This window comes from Actinomycetota bacterium, assembly GCA_035536535.1.
In the GTDB taxonomy this organism is placed as follows: Bacteria; Actinomycetota; JAICYB01; order JAICYB01; family JAICYB01; genus DATLNZ01.
The window spans coordinates 1-19,470 of the sequence record DATLNZ010000199.1 but is presented as its reverse complement, the minus strand read 5'-3'; the positions used below and the strand labels follow the sequence as shown (position 1 = coordinate 19,470).

Below are 19,470 nucleotides of genomic sequence, written 5' to 3'. Positions count from 1 at the left end.
CCCGCTTCGACGTTTGAGCTCGACATGGCGACGGGCGAAACGACCCTGCTCAAACAGCAGCCGGTGCCGAACTACGACGCCTCCCTCTACGAATCAGAACGGACGTGGGCGACGGCACCCGACGGGACGCCGATCCCGGTGTCGCTGATGTGGCGGCGAGGCCTGGAGCGCGACGGCCGCAACCCCCTGTGGCTCTACGGCTACGGGTCGTACGGGTCGTCCCGCGAGCCGGACTTCTCCGCCGCCAGGATCAGCCTCCTGGACCGTGGGTTCGTCTTCGCGATCGCGCACGTCCGCGGGGGAGGCGAGCTGGGGGAGCGGTGGCATGACGGCGGCAAGCTGCTGAACAAGCGCAACTCCTTCACCGACTTCATCGCCTGCGCCGAGCATCTCGCGTCCGAGGGCTACACCAGGCCCGGACGCATCGTCGCCCACGGCGGCAGCGCCGGAGGACTTCTGGTCGGTGCGGTCGCGAACATGCGCCCGGACCTGTTCGGCGCCGTCGTTGCCGACGTCCCCTTCGTGGACGTCGTGTCGTCGATCCTGGATCCCAAGCTGCCACTGAGCGTCATGGAGTACGGGGAGTGGGGCAACCCCAACGAGGAGGAGTTCTATCGCTACATGAAGTCCTACTCGCCGTACGACAACGTGGAGGCGAAGGATTACCCGCCGATGCTGGTCCTGGCCGGGCTCAACGATCCTCGGGTGTCCTACTTCGAGCCCGCGAAGTGGGTGGCGAAGCTGCGAGCCACCAAGACGGATTCGAACCGGCTCCTGCTTCGCACCGAAATGGGGGCCGGGCACATGGGTCCGTCCGGACGCTATGACGCCATCCGCGAGACCGCGATGATCTACGCGTTCGTTCTCGACGAGCTCGGTGTCGCGGGCGACGACAGCGGATCGACGTCCAGGCTGCGCCACAGGTACCAGGACGCCACCGAGCGGTAGGGACGCCACGGCTCGGCCACGTCGCGCATCTCCGACGAGGTCGGAGCCAGCCCGTAGTGGCGCTTGAGGGCGTTGCGGATGCCCAGGTCGTCCACCGGCCACACGTCGGGACGTCCGAGCTTGAACAGAAGGAACATCTCGGCGGTCCACCGTCCGATGCCGCGGACCGGCACCAGCGCCTCGATCACCTTGTCGTCCGGGAGCCGGGAGATGCGGTCCAGGCGCAGCTCCCCTGACTCCACGCGCGCGGCCAGGTCCTTGACCGAGGCCGTCTTGGCCCCCGACATCCCCACGGCGCGCATGTCGGCGTCCGGAATCGCCAGCACGTCGGCCGGCAACACGCGCCGTCCGTCGGGATGAAGGGCTAGGAAACGCTGCCAGATCGTCTCGGCCGCCTTGGCCGAAAGCTGCTGTCCGACGATCGCCCGGGCCAGGGAGGTGAAGTGGTCGCCGCGCGCTCCCGCCTTCAGGCGGCACCGTCCGACCTCGTCGATGATGCGGCTCATCACCGGGTCTGAGCGCCGTAGGTGCGGTACGGCGGCCTTGGCGTCCAGCGGCATCGCTACCAGGCGAAGGCTTCGGGGGCGGGCCCTCCCGGTCCCGGGAAGATCTCGTCGAGGCGCGACAGAGTGTCGTCTCCGATCGTGATGTCCAGCGAGCGAAGAGACCCGTCCAGCTGCTCGAGCGTGCGGGGGCCGATGATAGGCGCCGTGACGGCCGGCCGTGACAGCAGCCAGGCCAGTGCCATGTCGGCCGGCTGCTCGCCTGCGTCGGCGCACAGCTTCTCGTAGGACTCGATGCGTCCGCGCTCGCGGTCGACGGTCTTCTGCATGTGCTCCGAGGACCGCCGTCCTTCGGAGGCCTTGCGCAGCACGCCGCCGAGCAGGCCCTGTGCCAGAGGGCTCCACGGGATGACCCCCAGCCCGTAGGACTCGCACGCCGGCAGGACTTCCATCTCGACCATCCGGGCATTGAGGTTGTACAGGCACTGCTCGGACACCAGCCCCATGAAGTGGCGGGCCCTGGCGGCCTCGTTGGCCTGGACGATGTGCCACCCGGCGAAGTTGCTGCTGCCGACGTAGACGACCTTGCCCTGGGTGACCAGGACATCCATCGCCTGCCAGATCTCCTCCCAGGGAGTCCCGCGGTCGATGTGGTGCATCTGGTACAGGTCGATGTGATCGGTCTGCAGCCGGCGGAGGCTGTCCTCGCAGGCCCTGCGGATGTGCACCGCCGACAGGCGCCTGTGGTTGGGCCACTCCGCGGTGCGTCCATAAACCTTTGTCGCCAGGACCACCTTCTCGCGCCGGCCTCCGCCCTGAGCGAACCAGCGACCGATGATCTGCTCGGTCACTCCCTCGCCCAGCTTCTGGCCGTAGACGTTGGCTGTGTCGAAGAAGTTGATGCCGAGGTCCAGCGCGCGGTCCATGATCGCGAAGCTGTCCGGCTCTGAGGTCTGGGGGCCGAAGTTCATGGTGCCGAGGCACAGCCGGCTGACCTCGAGGCCGGTGCGGCCGAGCGCGGTGAACTGCATGCGGTCTCCCTTTCGTCTGAGCGGGCAGCTTCGTCGTGCGGGGCAGCCAGTCTAGACGGCGGCTTCAGCGCACGAGCCGCGACATCCGCCGGTCCGCCAGGACCTTGCCGCCGGTCTGGCAGGTGGGGCAGTAGGTGACCTCGTGGGATTCGTAGGACACGCGCCTCAGGTCGCCGTCACAGGCCGGACACGGTGTGCCGTAGCGGCCGTGGACCGTGAAGTGGTCGCCGATCTTCGTGGGCAGACCCCCGGTCCGCTGGCGTTCGGCCTCCAGTCCCTGCGCAAGGACCTCGTCCAGCGCGCGCAGGAGGTCCTCGCGCTTGTCCGGTTGCAGGGAGGCGAGCGTTGCGTAGGGCGAGATGCGCGCGCGGTGCAGGATGTCGTCGGAGTACCCGCGTCCGATCCCGGCCACCGTCCGCTGGTCTCGCAGCATCGTGTGGATACGGCGTCCGTCGGAGCCGCTCGTTATCAGCTCCCTGAACTGCGCCGAACCCGGTTCGGGACCCAGCTTCGCCAAAGGGCCTTCATCCGGCGGCCTCAACACCCACCATCCGGCCTTGCGCTCCGTCCCGAACTCCTTGACCAAAACCGAGGGCCGGTCGCGGAACGACAGCCGCATCACACCGAACTTCGGCCGGCTGGACTTGGGCGGATCCTCGATGTCCACACGGCCCCCCTGCGAGAGGTGAAACACCAGTCGAAGTCCGTCGAGGTCCACGATGACGTACTTGCCCCGCCGGCTCACCGACAGAACCGGGCGGCCGCATACCTCTTCGGGGGCAGGGTCGAACGTCTTGAGAGCGGAGAACTGCAGGGGGGTCACCGACTCCAGTACCGCTCCCCGCAGCAGGACGTCCAGCCGCTCGGCCAGGGCCTGCATCTCCGGCAGCTCCGGCACGAGCTGGGACTACAGAGGGCCGCGCGGGTCTCCGGGGGGCCGGCGCAGGTTGCGGCCAACGAGCAGAGCGATTCCGAGAGCGACGATGATCACGAAAAGGATCAGCAGCCCGATGGGCGGGTCGTCATCGTCGTCGACGACGGCCGCCGGGCCGTCATCGGTGTCCACGTCGCGCTGCGGCTCTGCTGTTCGCTGCGGGACCGGCCGGGGGGTGTCCGAACGGGGCTGCGGCGTGTCCGAACGGGGCTGCGGCGTCTCGCTGATGCGGGCGCTGGGCGTGGGGTCGGCGTCCTGGGCAAGGGCCGCGCCCGGGCCGCACAGCATCGAACAGCACAACAGGGCCGCCACCACGAGTCTGCGCGTCACCTCATGATCCTAGTCGAAGCCCGGGAGCCGTCGCGACCGCGTTTCTCGCTGGCCCTGTCTGACTAAGATTGAGCCCCCGCAGGCGCGCCGCGCCGGCGGCTGAGCTGGGAGCCAGATGCAGGTTCGCGACGAGCGGCCGGTCGAGCCGAAGCACGACCTCACGCACTTCGGACTTAGCGACATGATCGAGTGCGGCTCGCGGCTGCGCCGGTGCGCGGACAATGCGTTCACGATGGAGGAAGCGGCGAACTCCATGGTCCGCTTTCTGCACACCAACCTCGTGGATGACGCGGGCGAGACCGCGACGGCCCTGGTCAGGTTCTACAAGACCCGGCCTTTCCCGCTTTTGCCCGCGGACCTGCAGGACTTCGCCCGGGGGATCGGAGGCCAGGGCGACTGGGACAGGACCAGGTGCCTGACGCTGCTGGCCACCGCCGGCGACCTACTGCAGTGGAACTCACGCAAAGCCTCCCGGTCGCACCAGGCGATCCCCCTGCACAGTCCGGCCGCCGTCGAAGAGGCCCCCATGATCGCCCAGCTCATCAGGCAGTTCGGCCTCGAGATTCCGGAGGTGGTCGAACCCGACCCCCACCTGCTCCTGGACCTCGAGCAGCGCGCGTACAACGTCTTCTACGTGCCCGAGGCGCTGGGCAGCGCGGACGTACCCGCGCAGAAGGACTTCGTGGTGCCGCACGGGATCCGGTCTGTGATCGGGTTCGGCGGGGTGCTCGTCACCGGGGACCTGTTCGCGATCGTGATGTTCACGAAGATCCACGTGCCGGCGGAGACTGCCCAGATGTTCAGGACGCTGGCGCTCAACGCCAAGATGTCCGTGCAGCGCTTTTGCCGGACGGGGCGCGTCTTCGAGTCCGACGATCCGCGGGAGACCGGCGAGGTGGTCGTGCCTCTGCCGCCGCAGCCAGTGAACGCCCTACAGCAGCTGCTCGACGTGCTCGAGTCCAGCGCCCTGCAGCATGCCGGCACGCTGGAGGAGGCCAACCGGCAGCTCGAGACGACCAACGGGCGGCTGGAGGCGCTGGTCAAGGAGAACCGCACGCTGTTCGAGCAGGCGCGTGACGCGCTGGCCGAACGCGACGCGGCCCTGTGGGGGGCCGAGCTCGAGCGCTCGAGGCTGCGGGAGGTTTTCAGGAAGTCGCCCGGCTGCATTTTCGTGACCGATGGCCCGGACCACCTGATCGACTTCGCCAACCCGGCGTTCCTCGACAGGTTCGAATGCAAGGAGTGCATCGGCGCTCCGGCGCGCGATGCGCTGGGTGAGCACGACCGCTTGTGCCGGATGATCGACGAGGCCTACCGCGGGGAAGGGCCGGTTGAGGCGACAGAACTACCCTTTGCGCCCGCCGGGGACGGGGAGAACGCCTTCTTCAACCTCTTCCTGGTTCCATTCCGGGCCCCCGGAGGAGAGGTAGCGGGAGTGCTCGGCCACGCGATCGACGTGACGGACACGGTCCGGGCACGCGTCGAGCTGGAGACGATCACGACCGACCTCCAGCAGGTAGCCGAGGCATCTTTGGCGATGAACTCCGCTCACACTCTGGAAGAAACTTTGCAGGTGGTGACCGAGCAGGCAGCGCGCATCCTGGGTGCGCATCAGTGCGCCGCGACCGTGACGGTTGAGAAGAACTTCGAGCAGTGGGTGTCCGCCTCTTATCTGTCTGACAAGTACTCACAGTGGCAGCACCTCACGCCGACGCCTCACGGAGAGGGGATCTACACGGTCGTTGTCGAGACGAACTCGCCGATGCGGCTCACCCAGGAGCAGCTTCTGAGCCATCCGAGGTGGCGGGGGTTCAGCGACTTCGCCCACGGGCACCCGCCGATACGAGGCTGGCTTGCCGCGCCCTTGACTGACCGGGAAGGCCGCAACGCGGGCGTCCTGCATCTGAGCGACCGTCATGAGGGCGAGTTCACTGCAAAAGACGAGGCGATACTCGTGCAGATCGCCCGTTTCGCGTCAGTCGCCGTCGAGAACGCGCGTCTTTATGAGATGGAGCACTCCATCGCCGAAACGCTGCAGCGAAGCCTGCTACCGGAGAAGCTGCCCGCTCTCCCGGGCGTCGAGATGGCGGTTCGGTACGTGGCCGGCGGAACTGGTGTGTCGGTAGGTGGAGACTGGTACGACGCGATTCCGCTTCCGGGAGGGTGCATAGCTCTGGTGCTGGGCGACGTGGTGGGCAAGGGCGTGCTGGCCGCGTCGGGAATGGCGCAGATCCGCATGGCGATGCGCGCCTACGCTCTGGAGGAGAGGTCGCCGGCAGCCCTGATTCAGCGCATAGACCGGCTGATCCAGCGCGTCGACCCCAACCAGATGGCCACGCTCGTCTGCATGGTCGTGGACCCCGAAAGGGGAACGGTGCAGCTGTCCAACGCCGGGCATCCGCCGCCGCTGCTCGTGTGCGCCGACGGCTCATCGAGCTTTGTCGAAGGCGGCCGGTCAGTACCCATCGGCGTGATGCCGCACGCGCCCCACCAGGAGATCGAGCTGAGCTTCGACCCCGGGTCCAAGATCCTGCTTTACAGCGACGGACTGGTTGAGCAGAGGACGAAGTCGATCGACGACGGCATGGGTCTGCTCCGGCACACGGCCTCCATAGCCCCGGACGACCTCGAGGGGCTGAGCGACCACATTCTCGAGACGATGGTTTCGAAGCGCCCCTCCGACGATGTTGCCCTGCTCGTGTTCAGGCGGATCAAGCTCACACCGGACAACCTGACGCTGCGCGTGCAGGCGGAGCCGAGCGTGCTGAGCTCGGCCCGGCACACGCTCAGGGCGTGGCTGGAGGAGTGCGGGGCCGAGCCGGGCGTGATCTACGAGCTGACCACGGCGTTCGGAGAAGCCTGCGCGAACGCGATCGAGCACGCGTACGGGCCCGCCGACGGCCGTATCGAGGTCGAGGGCAGCTTCGAGGGGGACGAGGTCCGCGTGTGCGTGCAGGACTTCGGCACATGGAGGCCGTCCCGTCCCGGTGACCGGGGGCGCGGGATGCAGATCATGCAGGCTTTCTGCGACGTGGCCGACGTGGACGCGACGCCGGACGGTACGCGCGTCACCCTCCGGCGACGGCTGGACAAAAAGCAGTGAGCAGGATCGCGAGCCTCGAAGTCGACCAGCGGGGGTCTGTCGCGGTCGTCCACCTCACGGGGGAGGTGGACATCTCGAACTCCCGGGAGCTGTCGGCCGTTCTGGCCAACTCTGTCGTGAACGAGGCGGCAGGGCTGGTCCTGGACGTATCCGAGACAGCGCTTCTGGACAGCTCTGCGATCCATGCGCTGTTCGACATCTCCCGGCGGCTGGACAGACGACGCCAGCGCTTCGCCATTGCGGCGCCGGAGGGTTGCGTGATCCGGAGGCTGCTTGTCCTGGTGGGGCTCCCGGCCGTCGCCCCCCTGCACGAGTCGGTCGACGCGGCCGTCGAATTCATAGAGTCGAACACGCCTCCCGTCCAGGACGCACCCCGGAACTGACTGTGGAGTTCCAGCAGGCCGTGTCCAAGCGGCGGATGTACCGCAACTTCGAAGACCGTCCGGTTCCCCCCGAGGCGCTGACCAGGATCCTCGAAAACGCCATCCGTGCTCCGTCCGCGGGCTTCAGCCAGGGATGGGCGTTCCTGGTCCTGGAGGGCCCCGAGCAGACAGCCCATTTCTGGGAGGCCTCGTTTCCGGAGCGGCGCGAGGACTTCCGATGGCAGGGCCTGTTCAAGGCTCCCGTGATCATCGTCCCGATGTCGCACAAGCGCGCGTATCTCGACCGGTACGCGGAGCCCGACAAGGGCTGGACCGACCGGGACGAGTCCCGATGGCCTACTTCTTTTTGGGACACCGACACGGCCTTCGCGTCGATGCTCATCCTGCTCACCGTTGTGGACTGCGGCCTCGGCTCCCTGTTCTTCGGCGTGACCAGAAAGGACGAGGTGCGCCGGGAGTTCGGAGTCCCCGGCGACTACGACCCGATCGGCGCGATCGCCCTGGGCTACCCCGCACCAGACGAGCCGTCGCCGTCGCTGCGGCGGGGGCGCCGTCCCCTGGAGGAGGTCGTCCACCGGGGCGGCTGGTGAAGCGGGGTCGGTGGCTCGTCCCCCTCGTGGTCATGGTCCTGGTGATCGCCGGCGGCGTCCTGATCGCCTCGCTGCGCTCGGGCACGCGGGTCCCGACCACGCGGTCCGTGGAAGACCGGTCGGACAACCCGCTTACCGTCGGCAACGAGCAGCCGGCCGCAGGTGCCGGCGGCGGGCCCTCAAAGACGGGGGATCCGGCACCGGGCGATAACGCCGCCGGCTCGCTGACCCTCACTCTTCAGCAGGGCGTGTCAGATCGCGAGATCGTGGTCCTCTTCCCCGTTTCCCCCGGCGGCTGCGACCCGGATTCCCCGGCCGATTCCGCGGACGCCGAGGCGATCGGTGCGGCGATGGACTACTTCAACCGCGAGGGCGCTTCGCTTTACGTCCGGCCGGACAACCCCGACGGCTTCCACGGCCGCAGGCTGCGGGCCGTGCAGGTGCCCGACCACGGCGACAACGGGGAATGCGGCCGACGGTCGCGGGAAGAGGCGGTCAGGGCGATGTCCGCGCACAAGCCCTTTGCGGTCGTCGGGGGGGGAGCGGTATGGGACGAAGTCGCTCCGGACGCCAAGGTCCTGAAGATGACGCAGGAGATCGCCGAGGACCGCTATTACCGGTCGCGCCGCCCGTACCTGTGGGGCACGGTCACGAGCGGGAGCTTCCTCGCCCGCTTCACCTCGGGGTATGTCTCAAAGCACCTGAGAAACGTCAACTCAAGGGACACGGGCGACCCTGCCACCTCGGACCTGGAGCGCCGCTTCGCGGTTGTCTTCGCCGCCGATCCGGTCTCCTCTCCAGTCGCGCAGGACCTGCGCAAGCGGCTCAGGGACAAGGGCATCCGTGTCGACGGGCGTTCCTTCGCCGGCTACGACCCGGCCCCCGAGGCGCGGGCAGAGGCGATCCGGCAGATCGTGTCGAACCTCAAGCAGGACAAGGTGACTTCCGTGCTTCTTCTCGCCGACAGGCACGCCGTCCGGGAACTCGCCGCGGCCGCCGACGATGCCCAATGGCGTCCCGAATGGGTCACGACCTCCGTCGGGTTCATGGACGACCCGGCCGCCCCGAGGTCGCTTATGTCACCCGGTCAGGCGGCGAACGCGTTCGGCGTCTCCACGTTCAGGCCGAGCCGCGAGGTCGCCGACGAGCGGTCGGAGGCCGGTCGCGCGTGGCGCAAAGTCCGGACGGGAGACCCTCCGGCGGCGTTCCACCGCTGGTACTCCCAGGTGCGGATCCTGGCCCTGGGCATCGCGGGAGCCGGCCAGCAGCTGTCTCCCCAGTCGTTCGAGAAGTCGCTGTCGGGATGCAGCCCCTGCCCCCGGTCGAACCGGCGCGACCCGCTGGTGCGCTTCGGACCCGGCGACTTCACAGCCGTGGACGACGGACACAGGCAGCGTTTCGACCCGAAGCGTCCGGACCGCTCGGCCCCCAGATCGGCCTGGACCGCGGCACGTCCCCCCGCCGGCGCCTACGTGTACGAGGACGACGGCAAGCGGGTGCGCGCGTTCTAGCCCGGCCGGCCGCCGGTGACGGGACCGGTGAGCGGGCTGGAGTCGATCTTGTCCAGCAGGTCCGCGACGTCTTCGTAGACGCCCACCGCGCCCCGCCGCTCGAGCTCGTCCCTCGTCCAGCCGCCGGTGAGAACCGCGACGCACGACAGGCCGCACCGGCCGGCGGACTCGATGTCCCAGCCGGTGTCGCCCACGGCGATGGCCTCACTCGCATCAACGCCGCAAGTTTCCAGGGCTGTGGCGAACACGTCCGGAGCCGGCTTGGACGACTCCACGTCCGACGACGTGGTGACGCCGGCGATCGCATCGTCGGCTCCTATAGCGCGCCGCAGGTCTTCGATGTCCTTGTCGCGGGCCGAGGTGGCGAGCACCACCGATGAGCCCCGCGACGCCACGGTGCGCAGGAGCTCGGCTGCTTTCGGGAATGCCGTGATCTCGCTCTTCAGGGGACCGAAGTGCCTGTCGTAGGCGTCCTCCAAGCCGGGAACCTCTGAGCCGAACAGCGACTCGAGAAGCTTGTCGGCCCCCATGCCGATCAGCCGGTGCACGGCCGACATGGGCACGGGCCTGCCTTCGTCGCGGCATGTCCGCCACCAGGCCAGCGCGTGCAGGTACGCCGTGTCGACGAGGGTCCCGTCGACGTCGAAGAGGACCGCCTTCACAGAGACGACTGCTCGGCTCCCGTGGTCCTGTCGTCCGAGGCCGGACGTCCACCAACGCCTTCGTCCACGCTCGTCCCGGGCGTGAAGCTGACCCCGCATTCCGGACACGTCACACGCGGCCGGCCGCGCTCGTCCACTTCGGCGGGCGCCCCCTCCCGCTCGTTCTGCAGTCGGCCTTCGGCTGCCGCGTCGCGCAATCCCTGCCGTTCTTCCATGATCGGCACCTCCTCGCGGGGGGTCATGCCCCGGATGCGCCGGCCGGAAACCCAGCGGACAGACCCTGCGCTCGGACTCCCGCGCGGCACCTTCGCTCCGGCCGTTAGAGCGCGTTGGTGTTTCCGATCCTTCGCCGGGGGTAACACGGTGTCTCCACGTCCAATCAAAGGGAGGACCCATGAGTATGAACGGGCCAACGGTCGCGACATCGGCCGGAGACGGCTCCAGCGCGACCGAGAAGATCCACGACCTCGCTGGCCAAGCGCAGGAGCAGGCTCAGCAGGCCGTAGGACAGGCGAAGGGCGTCGTTCAGCAGCAGTTGGAGACCAGATCGACCCAGCTGGGTGAGCAGGTGATGTCGTCGGCGCAGGACATCAGGTCGCTGGGTCAGAGCCTCCGGGAGCAAGGCCGCGAGGCCCCCGCGAAGGTCATCGACCAGGCCGCGGAGCGAGTCGAAGGGCTCGCCGGCTACCTGACGGGCGCCAACGCAGACCGGCTGTTGTCCGACCTGGAGGATTTGGCTAGGCGCCAGCCCGCGGTGGTCGTCGGTGCCTGCTTTGCCCTCGGCTTCGCGGCTTCGCGCTTTGTAAAGGCGTCTAGTTCGCGCAGGCACCAGACGCGCACCGTCGGCGCGGCAGAGATCGGTTCCGGCAACTTCGGAAGCGAGTACGGCTCGACCCCCTACGGCGCAACCGCCTACGGCGGCGGCCGGGGCGGACGGTGAGACAGGTGGACACGCACGACGGCTATACGGACAAGTCTCTGGGCGAGCTACTGAAGCAGCTTTCGCAGGAAACGACCACGCTGGTCAAGCAGGAGCTGGAGCTTGCCAAGGCCGAGATCTCCGAGAAGGGCAAGCAGGCGGGCGTGGGAGTCGGGCTGTTCGGCGCGGCAGGGATCGTCGGGTTTTTGGCGCTCGCGTCGCTAACCGCGTTCTTCGTCCTGGCGCTGCACGCAGCCGGACTGCCTGCATGGGCGGCGGCGCTCGTCGTGGCGGCCGTGTACGGGGTGGTTGCGGCGGTGCTCGGCCTCCAGGGCAAGGAGAAGGTGCAGGAGGCCTCACCACCCATTCCAGAGCAGACAGTCGAGACGGTCAAGGAGGACATCCAGTGGGCCCGAAACCAGACCAGATAAGGCAGGAGATCGAACAGACGCGGGAGCGCATGGGCGACACGATCGAGGCCATCGGCGACAAGGCCGACGTCAAGACTCGCGCCAAAAAGGCGATCTCCAGAAAGAAGGAGAGCATCGTGGACTCGGTCACAGGAGCGAAGGACAGCATCGCCGGATCGATGTCCGGCGCCGGTCAGGGCGTAGCCGGGTCGGTGTCCAGCGCCGGCCACAGCGTGGCCGGGTCGGTCTCCGGCGCAAAGGACAGCATCGTGGACACGGCGGGGTCGGCTGCCTCCGCTGTGGCCGACGCAGTCCCCAGCCGACAGGAGATGGCGCGCGGCGTCCGGACCGTCGCCTACACCGTGCAGGAGAACCCCCTGGGCCTGGCCATCGGAGCCCTTGCCGCAGGATTCCTGGCGGGAATGCTGGTTCCGACGTCTCGCATGGAGGACGAAAAGATCGGCCCGATCGCCGACGAGGTGAAGGACCGCGTCCGGGAGACCGGTCAAGAGGTCCTCGAGCGAGGCCGCGAGGTGGCCGGTGAGGTTGCCGGTGAGGTCGCGACCACCGCGGCAGACACCGCGAAGCGGGTGGCCTCCGAACGAGGTCAGGAGCTGGCGGACACGGTGAAGGAGGCCGCGACAGAAGTCACGCAGGCGGCGCGTCCGGGCCGGGGCGGCAGGACATCGGCCACCGCATCGGCAGGGCGCGGAGCCACAACGACACCCAAGGCCGCAGCGGCGCCCGGGGGCCGCGGCTCCGTCAGCGGGGACACGGGGAGCACCGGGTCCGGGACGCTGGCTTCGGCTTCCAAAGCCGCGGCGGCCAGCCGCGAAGCGGCTGCCCGGACAGGCCGCACAGGTGGGAGCAAAGGCACCCCCCGCGGCTAGGCACCCGGCTCCCGTACGGCGGTAGTCTTCGAAGCCCGGCCCCCCTTGGGTGGGGGCCGGGCTTCTGTGATGGGGAGGGCATGTTGGCCGAGTTCGAGATCCGCCAGGAGCTACCGCGCCACGCGGTGACGATTCGCAAGGTGGTGGGCAACTCCGAAGTAGCACAGGCCTTCGGGGAGTGCCTGCCGAAGGTGTTCGGCTACATCCAGTCCAAGGGCGGGGCCATGTCCGGGCCCCCGTTCGGTCTCTACCACTCGTTCTCCGATGACAAGATGGACATGGAGGCCGGGTTGCCGGTGGAGGCGCCGGTGGAAGGGGAGGGAGAGATCACGTCCACGACGCTGCCGGGGGGCCGGGTAGCCGCCACCTGGCACGTCGGACCCTACGAGCAGCTCGCCCAGGCGCACGAGTCGCTTAGACGCTGGGTGGACGAGCAGGGCCTGCGACCCGCGGGACCCCCACGCGACGTCTTCTGGACCGACCCCGGCCAGGAACCGGACCCCTCAAAGTGGCGGACGGAGGTAGTGCTGCCCGTCGAGTAGCCAAACCGGCGAGGCACACCGGGTACGCGCCGGCCGGCCTGAGTTGAGTGGGCTCTAGGACCTCGTGTCCTTCACGATCCGGCCCCCCTGGATCACGAGCACCACGCGCGACGGGTCGTCGAACAGCTCCGGGTCCGACAGCGGGTCGCCGTCGAAGGCGACCAGGTCCGCTCTCTTGCCTTCGGTCACGGTCCCGAGCTCGTCGGTCATCCCGATGATCTCGGCGTTGACCGACGTCGCCGACACCAGGGCGCGCATCGGGTCCAGGATCCGCGACTTCAGCAGCAGCTCCAGCCCGCGGCGGTTCTGCTCGGGGCCCAGCAGGTCCGATCCGGAGCCGATCTTCACACCCGCGTCCGCGGCCAGCTTCACCGCGTGCGACATGGCCTCCTCGATCCCCGCCACCCGCTCGGCCGCCTCGGGCGGCAGGCCCCACTGCTCCCACTCGTCGGCGAGCAGATGCGTCACCGCCAGGGTCGGGACCACCCAGGCCCCGGCAGCGGCGACCTGCGTGGCGGTGGGCTCGTCGAGGAACGTCGCGTGCTCGAACGAGCGCACTCCGGCGGCGAGGCCGTTGCGGATGCCCCGGACGTTGTGGGCGTGGGCCATGACGTAGGTCTGCCGTGCCTCGGCCTCCTCGACCGCCGCGCGCAGCTCGTCCACCGACAGCTGCGTGTCCTCCAGGTCGTCGGACAACGACACCACGCCCCCGGAAACGCAGACCTTGATCTGGGTCGCGCCCCGGCGGAACGCTTCGCGGGCCGCCCACCGGACCTCGTCCGGCCCGTCCACCACCTGGGACATCTGCGCCAGCCCCGGTATGCCCGGGACGTGGTGGTGGTGACCGAACGGCGGCCGCAGGTCCCCGTGGCCCCCGGACTGGCACAGCACCGGACCGGACGGGAAAATGCGCGGTCCGCGGACGAGTCCGGACTCGGTGGCGTGGGCCAGTCCGCCGTCCACGCCGCCCGCATCGCGGACGGTGGTGAACCCCGCGTCCAGAGCGAGCCCGCAGACGCGGAAGATCTTCGCCGCCACGACGGCGGCCGGCATCGCCTCCTGGCCGGCCAGGTCCACCAGTCCCAGGTGCGAATGTGCGTCGATCAGGCCCGGCACTAGGGTCAGCCCGGTGCAGTCGACCTCGCCGCCGGACACCGACGGGCCCCCGACCCGGACGATCCGGCCGCCTTCGATCTCGACCGTGGCGTCGGCAACGGGATCGCGGCCGGTGCCGTCCGCCAGCCGCATCCCCCGCAGGAGCATTCCGCTCACCTTTGTGTCTTGGCCTTTGCCTTGGACGCGCGCTTGACCGCCGCCTTCTTTATCTCCTCGGCCCGTGGGACCTCGCCCTCGCCTCCACCGCCCCTCGGCGGCAGGACGGGCAACGCCCTGCTCGGGCGATTGTCCAGGTCCGGACCCGTGGAGCTGTGGGACTTGACCGCCTTCATGATCAGCTGCAGGGCCTTGTCCATCTGCGGGTCGCGGCCCTCCGCGTAATCCTGGGGCTTGATGTCCACGTCGTAGTCGGGGTCGGTCCCGTAGTTCTCGACCCCCCAACTCACGTCGGCGAACCAATACGAGTACTCCGGCTGAGTGGTCATCCCGCCGTCCACCAGCGTGTGCCGGCCGGAGATGCCCACGACCCCGCCCCACGTGCGCTTGCCGACCACCGGGCCCAGCCCCATGAGCTTGAACGCGTGCGTGAAGATGTCGCCGTCCGAACCCGCGCGCTCGTTGGTCAGGCACACCAGCGGGCCCGTGGGGGAGTGGCCGGGGTAGGGCTCTGCCGCCCCCCACCGGGGAACGGCGTATCCGATGCGGCGCCGGCCGAGCTTCTCAAGGATCAGCTGCGAGACGTGGCCGCCGCCGTTGAACCGGACATCGACGATGAGCCCGTCACGCTCGACCTCCTGCAGGTAGTAGCGGTGGAACTCGGAGTAACCCAGGGGGCCCATGTTCGGGATGTGGACGTAGCCGACGCGTCCGCCGGTCTCCTCGTGGACGCGGGCACGGTTCATCTCCACCCACTCCCGATACCGTGCCGGCGTCTCGGCCCTCAGGGTCTTGACGAACACCGTTCGCGGCTTGCGGCCCTTTGCGTCGCCCACGACCAACTCCACGTCCGTGCCGGCCTGGTTCACAAGGAGCGAATGCGGGGACACCTCCGCGCTCACGTCCTGGCCGCCGACGGCCAGCAGAGTGTCGCCCTCCGACACGTTGACGCCCGGCTCGCGCAACGGCGAGTCGCGGGTGGGGTCCCACGTGTCGCCGCGCACGATGTGGGAGAAGGTCCAGCGTCCGGACTTTCGGTCCAGCACCAGGTCTGCGCCCAGATAGCCCGACGAGTACGGCGGCGGCGGTATGTAGTCGCCGCCGATCTCGTAGGCGTGTGATGTTCCCAGCTCCCCGAGCGTCTCCCACATCAGGTCGGAGAACTCCGCTCGCGTAGATACCTTCTCCACCAGCGGCAGGTAGCGGTCGTGTACCTCGGGCCAGTCGACCCCGGACAGGTCGGGGACCCAGAAGTGGTCCTTCTGCAGCCGCCATGACTCACGGAACATTTGCCGGTACTCGGAGGCAGGATCAACAGACACCTTGATGCGGTTCAGGTCAAGCCACCCGGACTTGCGGCCTGCGCGCTCCTTGTCCTGGGACTTGTCCTTGTTGTCGTCCTTGGGCTTCTCGCCGGCCTTGAGCACACGCAGCTTTTTGCCCGAGCTGTACATCACGGTGGAGTTGTCGCGGGAGACGGTGAAGCCACTCACGCCCCCCACCAGTACCTCGTGGCGCTGCTCCTTGAGGTCGAACATCTCCAGGCTCGCCCTGGGCTCGTCGTCGGGAGTGAAGGTTTCGCGGCCGAGGCTGCCTTCGACCGGCTGGTTGGTGAACAGCACCTTGCCCTTGATGCCTCGAATCTGCCCGTAGCGCCCGACGGGCACCGGGAACGCAACCACGCGGTCTGCGATCCCGTTGAAGTCGACCTGGAGAGGCTGGGGCTTGCCGTTGCCGGACGACTTGCCCTTGCCGTTGGACGACCCGGCGGGCTCGTCGTCCTTTTTGGCCTCCCCGAATCCCCTGGGCTCGGCACGGAACGGCGAAGCCACGTCGGGCCGCAGCGTAACGGCGTACGGCCGGACGGCGCGCGGGAACCCCAGGTCGAAGTACAGCGAGTCGTAGACGGGGTCGAAGGTCCTGTACGACAGGAAGTACAGGTACCGGCCCTCCGGGTCAAACGACGGCGACATGTCGATGAAGTCGGGGCGCGTGACCTCGTGGACCTTCCCCCTGTCCACTTCGACCATGCGTATCTGCGACGACTGGCTGGTGGGCTGGAAGCCGTAGGCGAGGTATCGGCCGTCCGGGGACCAGGAGAAGCCGTGGATGGAACCGTAGCGGCTGGAGTCGAGAACCTTGGAACGGCCCGAGTCGAGGTCCACCAGGATCAGCTCCAGCCGGTGGTTGGACAGCGCCACCTGGTTGCGCGTCGGCGACGCGGACATCCGCAGCACCCGCCCCAGGTCCAGTCCGTCCAGCCGCTTGTGGACCCGGTCGTCGGGCGAGTGGACCTCGATCGCCTCCTCGCCCCCGTCGTCGGAGACCGCCACGACGGTACGGCCATCGGACATCCACCTCCCGAGCCTGTACCGCACCCCGTCGCGCTTGCCGTGCTGCCTGGGCGCCTGCTCCCACAGCGGCATCGTGAACAGCTTTCCGCGGGTATCCAGCACCACGGAATGGCCCTCCGGGTGCAGGGCGGCGTCGGTCATGAACTTGCTCGTCTCGACGAACTTGCGGTTGCGCCGGATGCGCGGGCTTCGGAATTCGACCTCGACGCGTCGCGCCTCGTCGGTCTGCGGGTCGTAGGTCCACAGTTCCGCGGCGTGCTGGTAGGCGATGCGTGTGCCGTCGGTCGCCGCGAACCGTGCGTAATAGCGGTCGTGGTCGGTGTGGCGTTGCAGGTCCCTGCCGTCGGGCCGCACGGAATAGATGTTGCCGACGCCTTCGTGGTCGGAGATGAAGTGGATCCGCCGTCCGATCCACATCGGGGAGGCGAGGTTTCCGTCCAGCTCGACCAGGCGGCGGAAAGTTCCCGTGTCCTTCGCGTCGACCCACAGGTCGCCGCGCGTCCCGCCCTTGTAGCGCTTCCACCGTGCCGGGTCTACCGTGTGGCGGCCGAGGACGACTCCGCCGTCGGGCCCGTAGGAGACGTCGTGGGCGGGTCCGAACCCGATCAGCTCCGACGCCGTCCCGTCCGGATCGATGCTGTAGGCGTGGAACAGTCCGGCAAACGGCTGCCCTCTGTCGCTGACAAAGATGATCCGTCCGTCGCGGGTCCAGCCGCGTACGGAGGTGTTGGATCCGAAGTGGGTCAGCCTCCGGGACGCCCCGCCGGACGAAGGCATGCAGTAGACCTCGGGGTGGTGCTCCTCGGAGCCGGTAAAAGCGATCAGCTCCCCGTCCGGAGATATGGCCGCCCTGCCGACCGGACCGAGGTTGGCCGTAAGCCGCCGGGCCACCCCCCCGTCGCGGGGCACAGTCCACAGATCGTCCTCACTCACGAACACGATCGTGTTGCCGCGGATGCTGGGAGCGCGGAAATAGCCGCCGTTGAGCATGTTGTCGTCCCCCTGACTGCCCGGCCCTCGCCGGGCGGACGTCAACCTTAGTCCCGCCGGGCAGGACCCGCGCCCGCCGTACACTTCGTCGATGCAAGCCCGGGGGGACACGCAGCGGGAGCCGGGTCTAAACCGCTACCTGCGCCTGCGGAAGCGACTGTCGCCGCTGTTCCTGCTGCCGCTCGTGGGGGGCTTTTTCCTCATGCGGGTCAACCAGCTGGCCGGAATGGCCCTGCTGACCGCGGCACTGGTGGAGAGCTACGTGTCGTCACGTATGCGCCGGACGCGCGACCTCGACGACACCGGGTTCGGACTACACGGCGCCGGCATCGAGACCGCCGCCGGCTTCGGGCTTGGAGCGATCCTGATGGCCCTGATGATCGGGATCCTGGCCGTTGCGGGGTGGTACCGCGTCTTCGTCCCGCGGTCCGGCATCACCGCAGGGGGTTTCGCGTACTGGCTGGCCCTGTTCGCACTGGTCGGCGTGCTCGAGGAGCTGCTGTCGCGGGGAATGCTCTTCCGCTTCCTGGAGCGAAGGGCCGGGTCGGCGTTCGCGCTGGCCGCGAGCAGCCTGGTCTTCGGGCTGCTGCACGTGCCCAACCCGAACTCCTCGGTGTGGGCCGGGGTCGCCATAGCGCTGCACGCGGGCGTCCTGCTCGGCGCGGCCTACATGCTCACGCGCAGGCTGTGGCTGGCCATCGGGATCCACTGGTCCTGGAACTTTGTCCAGGGACCGGTCTTCGGGGCCCCGGTATCCGGACAGAACCAGCCGTCGCTGCTCGATTCCGCCGCCCGCGGGCCCGAGATCCTCACGGGGGGACCTTTCGGACCGGAGGCCGGCCTCGTCTCGGTCGTGGTCGGCGCGGCGGCGGGACTGCTCCTGCTTGTGCTGGCCATTAAACGTGGTCGCTGGGTCCCGTCGTCACAGGGGTTGGGCTGGCGCCGGAAGAAGAACGGCGATCCGTCCCCCGCGCCGCCGCCAGAGGAACGAGCATCTCCTGCGCCGTGACGCTTCCGTGAAAAGACAGGTACTTCAGCTCGCCCTTGTTGGTCGGGTCCACGAACATCACGGGGTCGCGCGCCGCCAGGATCACGTCCCCTACGCGTCGTCGTACTGACGGAGACGGAGCACGGGGGCCCATCCAGCCGTCGTCGAAAAGGTCGTCTCGCGTCAGCACCCACGCGCGGGCGCCGAACAGCTCGCGGCACGCGTCCGCCAGCTCGCCGGCGGCCCCCGGAACCGCGTGCAGGTCCCGGAAGCGCCCCTCCCCGGAAAACGTCTGCACCAGCCCATGGACCCCGGTGAGTGCGATCTTCTCCTCGATGTGGACGTGCCCGTGGTCGCCGGTGACTACCAGCACGGTCGATTCGGGCAGCGAGTCCAGCAGCTGCTCTACCAGCCCGTCCACGAACTTCAGTTCCCGGACGAAGAAGTCGTCGCGCAGGCCGCGCTCGTGGCAGGTGATGTCCAGGCCGTCGTAGTAGGCGTAGACGAACCGCTCGCCTTCGTCCACCAGCCGCCGGCATATCGCGGGCAGGTTGGACGTCGCGCTCCACCCGGCCATCCGCGCGCCCCCGAGGTGCGCGCGGGTGAACGGCGTCCGGTCGAACTGCTTTCGCGCGACCACCGTCACCTGCCGGCCCTGAAAGGCGTCGCGCGGCTGGACCTCCTCCGGGTCCGGCACGTCGGCCCCCGGAGGCACGGACCATCGCAGGACATTCAGCACCGATGCGCCCAGCTTCATCCGGTACCCCGTGATGCCGTGCTCGGCGGGTGGCAGTCCGGTGGTCAGGGACGTCAGCGCGACGGCGGTCGTGGACGGCACGACGGTGGACAGAGGTCCGCGCTCCATCGATGCGATGGCCGGCATCGACGCTCGGTTGTCGTCGAGCATCCAGGCGCCGAAGCCGTCCACCACCAGGAGCACGACGGACGAGGCGTCGCGCACGGGGTCCGGGACCCACGCTTCCAGGCCCCCGGACAGCAACGCGCGGACCAGATTCGCCAGGCAGGCGCCGGAGTAGTCGGGGCGGACGGGCTCCACCAGCCAAAGCTACCCCGGCTTCGTGCCAGACTTGACGCCCAACCGGACGGGGG

The 19,470-nt window shown here is 68.7% G+C and carries 19 protein-coding genes; 10 read left to right on the top strand and 9 right to left on the bottom strand.

Annotation, left to right across the window (positions count from 1 at the left end; all coding sequences use genetic code 11):
• On the top strand, positions 1–948 hold a 948-nt coding region (locus VNE62_13080; protein HVE93213.1), incomplete at its 5' end, for a prolyl oligopeptidase family serine peptidase.
• On the opposite strand, the gene VNE62_13075 is transcribed toward VNE62_13080, so the two are convergent.
• From VNE62_13075 to VNE62_13060, 4 genes are all read right to left on the bottom strand, one after another.
• Complete coding sequence (locus tag VNE62_13075; GenBank protein HVE93212.1) at positions 852–1,508, bottom strand: DNA-3-methyladenine glycosylase; 657 nt, start codon at positions 1,506–1,508, stop codon at positions 852–854. The two genes, VNE62_13080 and VNE62_13075, sit on opposite strands and share 97 nt — an antisense overlap.
• 2 nt (positions 1,509–1,510) lie before the next feature.
• Positions 1,511–2,482, bottom strand: coding sequence for an aldo/keto reductase (locus VNE62_13070; GenBank protein HVE93211.1), 972 nt, complete (start codon positions 2,480–2,482; stop codon positions 1,511–1,513).
• Positions 2,483–2,546: 64 nt separating this feature from the next.
• On the bottom strand, positions 2,547–3,380 hold the full coding sequence (locus VNE62_13065; protein HVE93210.1) for a DNA-formamidopyrimidine glycosylase family protein: 834 nt from the start codon (positions 3,378–3,380) through the stop codon (positions 2,547–2,549).
• Positions 3,381–3,389: 9 nt separating this feature from the next.
• Complete coding sequence (locus tag VNE62_13060; protein HVE93209.1) at positions 3,390–3,746, bottom strand: hypothetical protein; 357 nt, start codon at positions 3,744–3,746, stop codon at positions 3,390–3,392.
• Between the two features lie 115 nt (positions 3,747–3,861).
• Between VNE62_13060 and VNE62_13055 the strand changes: the two genes are divergently transcribed.
• Genes VNE62_13055 through VNE62_13040 form a run of 4 tightly spaced genes read left to right on the top strand, consistent with a single transcriptional unit; the run spans position 3,862 to position 9,333 of the window.
• Positions 3,862–6,849, top strand: coding sequence for a SpoIIE family protein phosphatase (locus VNE62_13055; GenBank protein ID HVE93208.1), 2,988 nt, complete (start codon positions 3,862–3,864; stop codon positions 6,847–6,849).
• Entirely contained in the window at positions 6,846–7,232 is a 387-nt protein-coding gene (locus VNE62_13050; GenBank protein ID HVE93207.1) for an STAS domain-containing protein, read from the top strand. The genes VNE62_13055 and VNE62_13050 overlap by 4 nt, the downstream gene beginning before the upstream one ends.
• A 2-nt stretch (positions 7,233–7,234) precedes the next feature.
• A complete protein-coding gene (locus VNE62_13045; GenBank protein ID HVE93206.1) occupies positions 7,235–7,822 on the top strand; it encodes a nitroreductase family protein in 588 nt (195 codons plus the stop codon).
• Positions 7,819–9,333 carry a hypothetical protein gene (locus VNE62_13040; GenBank protein ID HVE93205.1) on the top strand — a complete coding sequence of 505 codons (1,515 nt, stop codon included), beginning with the start codon at positions 7,819–7,821 and terminating at the stop codon, positions 9,331–9,333. The genes VNE62_13045 and VNE62_13040 overlap by 4 nt, the downstream gene beginning before the upstream one ends.
• Here the strand turns inward: VNE62_13040 and VNE62_13035 are convergent.
• Together VNE62_13035 and VNE62_13030 are read right to left on the bottom strand one after the other, a co-directional pair.
• Positions 9,330–9,995, bottom strand: coding sequence for an HAD family hydrolase (locus VNE62_13035; GenBank protein HVE93204.1), 666 nt, complete (start codon positions 9,993–9,995; stop codon positions 9,330–9,332). The two genes, VNE62_13040 and VNE62_13035, sit on opposite strands and share 4 nt — an antisense overlap.
• On the bottom strand, positions 9,992–10,210 hold the full coding sequence (locus VNE62_13030) for a hypothetical protein (GenBank protein HVE93203.1): 219 nt from the start codon (positions 10,208–10,210) through the stop codon (positions 9,992–9,994). Before VNE62_13030 ends, VNE62_13035 begins: the two co-directional genes overlap by 4 nt.
• 185 nt (positions 10,211–10,395) lie before the next feature.
• Between VNE62_13030 and VNE62_13025 the strand changes: the two genes are divergently transcribed.
• The 4 genes from VNE62_13025 to VNE62_13010 all read left to right on the top strand — a co-directional run bounded on the left by VNE62_13025 (position 10,396) and on the right by VNE62_13010 (position 12,756).
• Complete coding sequence (locus tag VNE62_13025) at positions 10,396–10,935, top strand: hypothetical protein (protein HVE93202.1); 540 nt, start codon at positions 10,396–10,398, stop codon at positions 10,933–10,935.
• The gene (locus VNE62_13020) at positions 10,932–11,345 is read left to right on the top strand and encodes a phage holin family protein (protein HVE93201.1); all 414 of its coding nucleotides are present in this window, start codon (positions 10,932–10,934) and stop codon (positions 11,343–11,345) included. The genes VNE62_13025 and VNE62_13020 overlap by 4 nt, the downstream gene beginning before the upstream one ends.
• Positions 11,321–12,214, top strand: coding sequence for a DUF3618 domain-containing protein (locus VNE62_13015; protein ID HVE93200.1), 894 nt, complete (start codon positions 11,321–11,323; stop codon positions 12,212–12,214). Before VNE62_13020 ends, VNE62_13015 begins: the two co-directional genes overlap by 25 nt.
• An 83-nt stretch (positions 12,215–12,297) precedes the next feature.
• Positions 12,298–12,756: a GyrI-like domain-containing protein gene (locus VNE62_13010; protein HVE93199.1), complete on the top strand. Its 459-nt coding sequence runs from the start codon at positions 12,298–12,300 to the stop codon at positions 12,754–12,756.
• Positions 12,757–12,810: 54 nt separating this feature from the next.
• Here VNE62_13010 and VNE62_13005 read toward each other — a convergent pair whose 3' ends face one another.
• Positions 12,811–14,019 (bottom strand): amidohydrolase family protein, encoded by a 1,209-nt coding sequence (locus tag VNE62_13005; protein ID HVE93198.1) that lies wholly within the window; start codon positions 14,017–14,019, stop codon positions 12,811–12,813.
• Positions 14,020–14,024: 5 nt separating this feature from the next.
• On the bottom strand, positions 14,025–17,372 hold the full coding sequence (locus tag VNE62_13000; GenBank protein ID HVE93197.1) for a S41 family peptidase: 3,348 nt from the start codon (positions 17,370–17,372) through the stop codon (positions 14,025–14,027).
• A 91-nt stretch (positions 17,373–17,463) separates the two neighbouring features.
• On the opposite strand from VNE62_13000, the gene VNE62_12995 reads away from it, so the two are divergent.
• Positions 17,464–18,381, top strand: a complete 918-nt coding sequence (locus VNE62_12995) for a type II CAAX endopeptidase family protein (GenBank protein HVE93196.1) — start codon at positions 17,464–17,466, stop codon at positions 18,379–18,381.
• On the opposite strand, the gene VNE62_12990 is transcribed toward VNE62_12995, so the two are convergent.
• On the bottom strand, positions 18,269–19,417 hold the full coding sequence (locus VNE62_12990; protein HVE93195.1) for an alkaline phosphatase family protein: 1,149 nt from the start codon (positions 19,415–19,417) through the stop codon (positions 18,269–18,271). The two genes, VNE62_12995 and VNE62_12990, sit on opposite strands and share 113 nt — an antisense overlap.
• Positions 19,418–19,470 lie beyond the last annotated feature (53 nt).

Bases quoted from the DNA above. Each gene is read 5' to 3' on its own strand.
- VNE62_13075 (HVE93212.1), bottom strand. From the start codon at position 1,508: ATGCCGCTGGACGCCAAGGCCGCCGTACCGCACCTACGGCGCTCAGAC.
- VNE62_13070 (HVE93211.1), bottom strand. From the start codon at position 2,482: ATGCAGTTCACCGCGCTCGGCCGCACCGGCCTCGAGGTCAGCCGGCTG.
- VNE62_13055 (HVE93208.1), top strand. From the start codon at position 3,862: ATGCAGGTTCGCGACGAGCGGCCGGTCGAGCCGAAGCACGACCTCACG.
- VNE62_13030 (HVE93203.1), bottom strand. From the start codon at position 10,210: ATGGAAGAACGGCAGGGATTGCGCGACGCGGCAGCCGAAGGCCGACTG.
- VNE62_13025 (HVE93202.1), top strand. From the start codon at position 10,396: ATGAACGGGCCAACGGTCGCGACATCGGCCGGAGACGGCTCCAGCGCG.
- VNE62_13005 (HVE93198.1), bottom strand. From the start codon at position 14,019: ATGCTCCTGCGGGGGATGCGGCTGGCGGACGGCACCGGCCGCGATCCC.
- VNE62_13000 (HVE93197.1), bottom strand. From the start codon at position 17,372: ATGCTCAACGGCGGCTATTTCCGCGCTCCCAGCATCCGCGGCAACACG.
- VNE62_12995 (HVE93196.1), top strand. From the start codon at position 17,464: ATGCAAGCCCGGGGGGACACGCAGCGGGAGCCGGGTCTAAACCGCTAC.